Annotated in this window: 9 protein-coding genes; 2 read left to right on the top strand and 7 right to left on the bottom strand. The window is 48.7% G+C overall.

What is annotated here, in order from left to right; genetic code table 11:
• Nucleotides 1-289: 289 nt before the first annotated feature.
• Genes tyrS through QCB45_RS08670 form a run of 3 tightly spaced genes read right to left on the bottom strand, consistent with a single transcriptional unit; the run spans nt 290 to nt 2,543 of the window.
• Nucleotides 290-1,480, bottom strand: a complete 1,191-nt coding sequence (gene tyrS, locus QCB45_RS08680; protein WP_279420546.1) for a tyrosine--tRNA ligase — start codon at nt 1,478-1,480, stop codon at nt 290-292.
• Between the two features lie 32 nt (nt 1,481-1,512).
• Nucleotides 1,513-2,022: a HisA/HisF-related TIM barrel protein gene (locus tag QCB45_RS08675; protein WP_279420544.1), complete on the bottom strand. Its 510-nt coding sequence runs from the start codon at nt 2,020-2,022 to the stop codon at nt 1,513-1,515.
• Complete coding sequence (locus QCB45_RS08670; RefSeq protein ID WP_279420542.1) at nt 1,971-2,543, bottom strand: hypothetical protein; 573 nt, start codon at nt 2,541-2,543, stop codon at nt 1,971-1,973. The genes QCB45_RS08675 and QCB45_RS08670 overlap by 52 nt, the downstream gene beginning before the upstream one ends.
• 14 nt (nt 2,544-2,557) lie before the next feature.
• Between QCB45_RS08670 and QCB45_RS08665 the strand changes: the two genes are divergently transcribed.
• Entirely contained in the window at nt 2,558-3,022 is a 465-nt protein-coding gene (locus QCB45_RS08665) for a tRNA (cytidine(34)-2'-O)-methyltransferase (RefSeq protein ID WP_279420541.1), read from the top strand.
• 88 nt (nt 3,023-3,110) lie between these two features.
• On the opposite strand, the gene QCB45_RS08660 is transcribed toward QCB45_RS08665, so the two are convergent.
• The 4 genes from QCB45_RS08660 to QCB45_RS08645 are packed head-to-tail and all read right to left on the bottom strand — an operon-like array spanning nt 3,111 to nt 5,401.
• Nucleotides 3,111-4,142, bottom strand: coding sequence for an NAD(P)-dependent glycerol-3-phosphate dehydrogenase (locus QCB45_RS08660; RefSeq protein ID WP_279420540.1), 1,032 nt, complete (start codon nt 4,140-4,142; stop codon nt 3,111-3,113).
• A gap of 26 nt (nt 4,143-4,168) precedes the next feature.
• On the bottom strand, nt 4,169-4,615 hold the full coding sequence (gene secB / locus QCB45_RS08655; protein WP_279420539.1) for a protein-export chaperone SecB: 447 nt from the start codon (nt 4,613-4,615) through the stop codon (nt 4,169-4,171).
• Between the two features lie 46 nt (nt 4,616-4,661).
• Nucleotides 4,662-4,916 (bottom strand): glutaredoxin 3, encoded by a 255-nt coding sequence (grxC, locus tag QCB45_RS08650; protein WP_279420538.1) that lies wholly within the window; start codon nt 4,914-4,916, stop codon nt 4,662-4,664.
• A gap of 41 nt (nt 4,917-4,957) precedes the next feature.
• Nucleotides 4,958-5,401, bottom strand: a complete 444-nt coding sequence (locus tag QCB45_RS08645) for a rhodanese-like domain-containing protein (protein ID WP_279420537.1) — start codon at nt 5,399-5,401, stop codon at nt 4,958-4,960.
• A gap of 98 nt (nt 5,402-5,499) precedes the next feature.
• On the opposite strand from QCB45_RS08645, the gene gpmI reads away from it, so the two are divergent.
• Nucleotides 5,500-7,077, top strand: a complete 1,578-nt coding sequence (gpmI, locus tag QCB45_RS08640) for a 2,3-bisphosphoglycerate-independent phosphoglycerate mutase (protein WP_279420536.1) — start codon at nt 5,500-5,502, stop codon at nt 7,075-7,077.
• The last annotated feature ends 171 nt before the right edge of the window (nt 7,078-7,248 follow it).

Genomic DNA, 7,248 nt, shown 5'->3' with positions numbered 1-7,248 from the left:
TCGCGCCTCAGTGGTTGTTCACCACCTCGTCTTGAAGTGAGGCGTATTCTATAGAATTTTCAGATCTGCGCAACCCCTTAGACCGCTTTTTTTCATCTTTTTTGACACTTTTTTGACGCACCGGCTTTACCACCAGCTTACTCAGATGTTATCCACAGAGTTATTCACTTTTTATGGATTTCCTCACAACATTGCCCCTTTTCCCGACCCATAAACAAAAAAAGCGGAACCCTTATATATAAGAGTCCCGCTCAATTATTCACTATCTATAAATAATAGATATATATGATTAGTTGATCGTCACACGCGCGAACTTACGCTTACCGACTTGATACACACTTGTAGTACCCGCAGGCATGACGGCTCGACTGTCATCCACCTTCTCACCATTTATCTTGACCGCGCCCTGCTTGGTCATACGGTGCGCATCAGACGTAGAGGAAACCAGTTCCGCATCTTTCAACAACTGAGCCAAAGGCATCTCACCCTCAAATGTAAATTCAGGCATGTCATCCGGAATCGCATTCTTGCTAAAACGCGTCTCGAAATCTTTCAATGCAGCTTGCGCTGCTTCTTCAGAATGGAAACGTGCGATCAACTCCATCGCCAGGTTCACTTTAATATTACGTGGATTCTCGCCATTAGCGACTGACTGCTTGTAAGCTTCAATCGTTTCAATGCTTTCGAAGCTCAACAATTCGTAGTAACGCCACATCAACTCATCGGAAACCGACATAACTTTTCCGAACATATCATTCGGCTCGTCCTTGATCCCGATATAGTTATTCAATGACTTTGACATTTTCTGAACGCCATCCAGGCCTTCCAGGATCGGCATCGTCAAAGTACACTGCTGAGACTTACCGAAATGACCCTGTAAAGTACGACCCATCAAAAGATTGAATTTCTGATCCGTTCCACCCAATTCAATATCCGCTTCTAAAGCAACCGAATCATACCCCTGAACCATTGGATACAAAAACTCGTGGATCGCAATCGGCGTATTGGACTGGTAGCGGTCTGAGAAGTCGTTACGCTCCAACATACGAGCAACGGTGACGGTACTCGCCAACTTGATCATATCCTCGGCGGTCATTTTTGACATCCATTCCGAGTTGAAAACAACTTTTGTCTTGGCTGGATCCAAAATCTTGAACACCTGCTCCTTATAAGTCGCAGCATTCGCCTCGATCTCTTCACGAGACAAGGGAGGGCGAGTCTGACTCTTTCCTGTCGGATCACCGATCATGGCGGTGAAATCACCAATCAAAAACAGGATTTCATGACCAAGATCCTGGAACTGCTTAAGCTTATTGATCAAAACAGTGTGACCAAGATGCAAATCTGCCGCCGTCGGATCAAAACCGGCTTTTACGCGCAAAGGCTTGCCAGATTCCAACTTCTCAATCAATTCCTTTTCTACCAGAATCTCTTCCGCACCACGTTTGATGATCGCTAATTGCTCTTTAACTGATTTCATTTTTACTTCTTTTCTTAAACTTAATAAATTCTTTATCCGCATAAAACGGTATCGGTATTCAATTCCAACAGGCCGGTCATTTCCGACACTGACTTATATCCATGACGAACCATGTAGTCGGCGATGCCTTTATTCACCTTTTTAACCAATAGCGGGTCTTTGGCGATAGCCGTTCCGATCGCCACCATTGAGGCACCGGCCAGGAAAAACTCAATCGCATCTTCGGCACTGGCGATTCCACCCAAACCGATAATAGGTACACCGTGCTGCTTCGCCACCTGATAGACCTGATGCACTTTTAACAAAGCCACCGGTTTAATTGCCGGACCCGACAAACCGCCCTGATTATTACCAAGCGTTGGCTTGCGCGAATGGACATCGATCTGCATACCCATTAACGTATTAATGGCCGATAACGCATCCGCACCGGCATCAATCACCCTACGCGCACCCTCTGCAATGTCGGTCTGATTCGGCGACAGCTTCACGATCAACGTCTTGCCTGTATTAGCACGACAGGCTTCGACCACTCTGGCTGCCATNTGTCGGTCTGATTCGGCGACAGCTTCACGATCAACGTCTTGCCTGTATTAGCACGACAGGCTTCGACCACTCTGGCTGCCATATCCGGATCATTCCCGAACGCCGCGCCGCCTTTTTTCACATTCGGGCACGAGATGTTGATTTCCATCGCAGGTAAATCAGTCTGATCAAACAAACGCACCACTTCCGCATATTCCTCGATCGACGAACCGGATACATTAATAATGAATTGCGATTCACTCAAATCCAACTTAGGCAGATAACTGTTGATTACCTCATGCGCACCGGGGTTCTGCAAGCCGATCGAGTTCAACAAGCCACTTGCCGACTCCATCACACGATCCGGTTTATTTCCAAGCTTCGGCTCCAATGTTGTCCCTTTCAGAAACACCGCACCGATATCCCGATTGGAAAAGCCCGAAACAGACTGGTATTCTATGCCATAACCGGCATTCCCCGAGGCCATGGCCACAGGTGAATTGCACTTCATTCCACAAATATCTACCGATAGATCGACCATAGAATACACCCTATATGTTGCACATTATTTTATATGAACCGGAAATTCCCCAAAACACCGGCGCTTTGATCCGACTCAGCGCCAATATGGGCGCACACCTGCATCTGATTCACCCGATCGCCTTTGACCTGAGTGAAAAGAAAGTACGTCGTGCCGGACTGGATTACGCGGAGCTGGCCAATCTACAGGAACATGAAAGCCTACAGGCCTGCCTGGAAAAAATCCAACCCAACCGTGTGTTCGCATTGACGACCAAAACCACGCGCTATTATACCGAACCGCAATTCGAAAACGGAGATGCATTTTTATTCGGCCCTGAAACCCGCGGTTTGCCGGCTGAAGTCATTCAAAGCCTGCCTGAAGACCAGAGATTAACAATCCCGATGATTCCGGGCGGCCGGAGCCTGAACTTAGCTAACGCCGTTTCAGTTGTCTCTTACGAAGCTTGGCGCCAGCTTGGCTTTGACATGTCACTGTAAAATCAGCGAACCCTCATAAAACAAAAGGCGACCTTAAAAGATCGCCTTTGTATCAAAACAAACAGGCCTGCTCAGTTTTCAAAACCGGTTACTGCAATTCTTCCGTCTCTCGGCGGCCGTCACGCGCCATCAACTCCCGAACCGCCTCTTCAGGCGAACAAGCATCGGTCACAATTCGATAGACCTGCTCCATAATCGGCAAATCCAGATCATAACGTTCTGCGATACGCTTTACAGCCTTAACCGCTTTGACACCTTCAACCACCTGACCGATTGAAGCCATAATCTCTTCCGCCGTTCCCGGCGCCTGAGCCAATTGCAAACCAAAGCGGCGGTTTCGGGAGAGGTCGTCGGTACATGTCAGAACCAAATCACCCAGCCCCGCCAAACCCATCAACGTTTCAGGATGCGCGCCCAACGCTTGGCCGAAGCGCATCATCTCGGCCATACCGCGAGCAATCAATGCCGCACGAGCATTCGCACCCAACTGCAACCCATCACTCAAACCGGTCGCAATCGCCATAATGTTCTTATAAGCTCCACCAACTTCGACACCCACCATATCGTTCTGGGTGTACATTCTGAAATTATCGTGATGAAAGGCTTTTGCCCAAAACTGCGCTTCAGACTCGTCGGAGGAAGCACTAACCATCGCCGTTGGCAATCCCTTGGCGACTTCATCGGCAAAGGTTGGGCCGGAAAGAACCGCCATTGGCTGCTCTTCTCCGAATTCACCGGAAGCAATCTGGTGCAGCAAGGAAGCGGATTCCTGTTCAAACCCTTTGGTGGCCCAAGCGAAATGCACCTTGCGACCATCGATCACCGAGTGCACCTGATTCAACGTTTCCTTGAAAACGTGACTCGGAACCACCACCAGAACCGCGTCGACATCTTTCAATACTTCGGGAAATTCGCTGGAGATCACCAGACTCTCCGGGAAAGGAATCCCCTTAAGATATTTAGCGTTCTCGCGCTGAATCCGTAGCTGCTTGGCCTGGTGGGAATTATGTGTCCACAAACCCACCTGATGTCCGGCTCGCGCCAGATGAATAGCCAACGCCGTTCCCCAAGCTCCGGCTCCGATTACGGCAATTTTCAAGGGAGGCTCGACTTGCGTCATTTTTCCGGCCCTTAAGTCAGTATGATTTACTGGGTCTGCTCAGCCTGGCTTTGCAAATGCCCCTGATACATTGCGTCAAAGTTCACAGGCTCCAACAACAACTGCGGGAAACCACCACGAGTAACCAAGTCGGAAATTGCTTCACGCGCATACGGGAACAAAGCGTTCGGACACTGGGCACCCAATAGGTAACCTAACTCTTCTTCGTTAAACCCTTCCAACGTGAAAATACCAGCTTGCTCAACTTCACACAAAAACGCCGTATGCTCTTCAACTTTGGTCGTAGCAGTTACACGCAACACAACATGAAAAATGCCTTCTTCCAAAGCACTGCTTTCGACGTTCATATTCACTTCCAACTGCGGCTGGAATTCCGCTGTAAAAATTCCCGGAGAGTTCGGAGACTCGAAAGAGATGTCTTTGGTGTATATCTTCTGAATAATAAATTTTTGCTGTTGTGTCGTTTCAGACATGGTTATTCCTTGAAATTACTGTTTGCTATCCGTTTTTGCAATGATATCAGGCGTTCAATAACGCATCGATCTCACCACGTTTATCTGCTGCCGAAAGGTCGTCAAAGCCACCCACATGGTGATCACCAATGAAAATCTGAGGCACTGTGTTGCGGCCGGTTTTCGCTTCCATATCCGCCCACAACTGTCGGTCATTCCCCACATCGATGGTTTCGTAACTCACCCCTTTTGAATCCAACAAACGCTTGGCCATATTACAAAACGGGCAGGTTTGGGTACTGTAAATCACGACTTGAGCCATTTTGACTTCTCCTTTCTTCGCAGCCTTATTCGTGTTCGAGGCTACTTTTTTTTGTTTTTTTTTGAGCGAGCCGGCGTTCCTACCGGTAAACCGGCATTCTTCCATGCCGTAATCCCGCCTGACAGGTTATACACATTCGTAAACCCGCTCTTGACCAGTATCGAAGCCGCACGACTCGAACGCGCACCCGTCATACAATAAACCAGAATCGGTGCATCTTTCTCAACAGAGATACGATCCAGATTCTTGGCCAGATCCGTTACTGAAATATTCACGGCGTTGGCGATAGAACCGTCTTTGAATTCCCCGGCACTGCGCACATCCAACAAAAACGCATCATCGTTGTATAAACGGATCGCCTTGTCTGCACCCACACTTTTGTAACCGGCAATCCGGTCTCCAACGTAACTGTATGCCAGCATCGCAATGATGACAACCAAAGCAATAAACAAAAGCTGTTGCTCTTGCATAAATTCAATAAACATTCATATTCCCTTGATAGACTTCAATCAAAGCTAATGATTTTAACAGCGAAACTCGCTACAATAAATCGAATTTCCAATTTTTTATGGTAGATAAAAAGATGAGTCAAGAACCTAAGCCCAAAAAGCAAATTAAACACCGTCCGACAGGATTGATCATTCTGGACGGCTGGGGACACAGAGAAGAAGTCGAGTACAACGCTATCGCCCAAGCCAACACCCCGAACTGGGACAAGCTGGTCGCAAACCACCCAAACACACTCATCCACACATCCGGTATGGCCGTTGGCCTTCCCGAAGGACAAATGGGGAACTCGGAAGTTGGACACCTGAACCTGGGTGCCGGCCGAGTTGTCTACCAAGACCTGACGCGAATCCAGAAAGACATCGACGACGGACGTTTCTTCGATAACAACGCGCTTCTAAACGCAATCGACAAGGCGATGGAACGCGGCCACTCGGTTCATATCCTTGGTTTGCTTTCTGACGGTGGCGTACACTCCCATATCAGCCACATCAAGGCCGCTTTGAAACTGTCGGTTGAACGCGGCGCAAAAACCTTGCTGCACATCTTTACCGATGGTCGTGATACCGCACCTAAAAGCGCATTAGGCTATATCGAAGATATTGAAAACTACATGAAAGAGATCGGTGGTGGGCGCATTGCTTCCGTAACCGGGCGATTCTATGCACTTGACCGCGACAACCGCTGGGAGCGAATCCAGCAGGCTTATGAAGTTATCTGCTGCGGTGAAGCGGAATTATCAGCGGCATCCGCCAAAGAAGCGGTAGAAATGGCCTACGCTCGTGAAGAGACTGATGAGTTCATCCAACCGACCATCATCCTGAGCAAAAAGGGCAAGAAATCCAAAGTCAAAGACGGCGACTCGATCATTTTCATGAACTATCGTTCAGACCGTGCCCGCCAGCTGACCCAGCCGTTCATCATTAACGATTTCGGTGACTTCCACCGCTGCAAGACACCGGTGCTTTCGGCCTTCGTCACCCTGACTGAATACAACAAGAACTTCGAAAGCTTCGGGGCAACCATCGCTTACCGCCCAACCAAACTTAAGAACACCTACGGTGAATACGTTTCCAAGCTTGGCTTGAAGCAACTACGCATTGCCGAAACCGAAAAGTACGCCCACGTGACGTTCTTCCTGAACGGCGGTGTCGAAGCGCCTTACAAAGGTGAAGACCGCATTCTGGTTCCTTCACCGAAAGTCCGTACTTACGACCTGCAACCTGAAATGAGCGTTGGCGAATTGACCGAAAAACTGGTTGAAGCAATTGAATCTGATAAGTACGACACCTTCATCTGTAACATCGCTAACCCGGACATGGTCGGCCACTCGGGTAACTTCCCAGCTTGTATCAAAGCTGTTGAAGCCGTTGATGAAGCGCTTGGCAAAATGTTAGCTGCAATTGAAAAAGCGGGCGGACAGGCGATCGTTACAGCCGACCACGGTAACATGGAAATGTTGCAGGATCCTGAAACCGGCGAACCTTTAACGTCACACACGACCTTCCCGGTTCCTTGCGTCTACTTTGGTCCACGTAAGTGCAACCTACGTGAAGGCGGAACCCTTCCGGACGTAATGCCAACCATGCTGGACATCATGGAACTGGAACAGCCTGAAGAAATGACCGGCCAAAGCCTTTGCGCCAAAGACTAATCGTCACCGGCTCAACACTGGCTTAACCGCCAATCCCGACAGGCCTGCCCGTTTTTCGAAACCGGCAGGCCTGTTTATTTTCCGGCCGTAAAAATTTCTCTTTCCACACAAAGCGCCAAACCACACCCGTAATACTGGATAATTCCAGACTTTCGTCTTATGCTATTGGCT

It is taken from the genome of Thiomicrorhabdus sp. ZW0627, assembly GCF_029767005.1.
Taxonomy (GTDB): domain Bacteria; phylum Pseudomonadota; class Gammaproteobacteria; order Thiomicrospirales; family Thiomicrospiraceae; genus Thiomicrorhabdus.
This window is presented reverse-complemented; position numbering and strand designations above follow the sequence as displayed.

Excerpts from the sequence above, each read along its gene's own strand:
- tyrS (WP_279420546.1), bottom strand. The coding sequence starts at position 1,480 with ATGAAATCAGTTAAAGAGCAATTAGCGATCATCAAACGTGGTGCGGAA.
- QCB45_RS08675 (WP_279420544.1), bottom strand. The coding sequence starts at position 2,022 with ATGGCAGCCAGAGTGGTCGAAGCCTGTCGTGCTAATACAGGCAAGACG.
- QCB45_RS08665 (WP_279420541.1), top strand. The coding sequence starts at position 2,558 with ATGTTGCACATTATTTTATATGAACCGGAAATTCCCCAAAACACCGGC.
- QCB45_RS08660 (WP_279420540.1), bottom strand. The coding sequence starts at position 4,142 with ATGACGCAAGTCGAGCCTCCCTTGAAAATTGCCGTAATCGGAGCCGGA.
- secB (WP_279420539.1), bottom strand. The coding sequence starts at position 4,615 with ATGTCTGAAACGACACAACAGCAAAAATTTATTATTCAGAAGATATAC.
- grxC (WP_279420538.1), bottom strand. The coding sequence starts at position 4,916 with ATGGCTCAAGTCGTGATTTACAGTACCCAAACCTGCCCGTTTTGTAAT.
- QCB45_RS08645 (WP_279420537.1), bottom strand. The coding sequence starts at position 5,401 with ATGTTTATTGAATTTATGCAAGAGCAACAGCTTTTGTTTATTGCTTTG.
- gpmI (WP_279420536.1), top strand. The coding sequence starts at position 5,500 with ATGAGTCAAGAACCTAAGCCCAAAAAGCAAATTAAACACCGTCCGACA.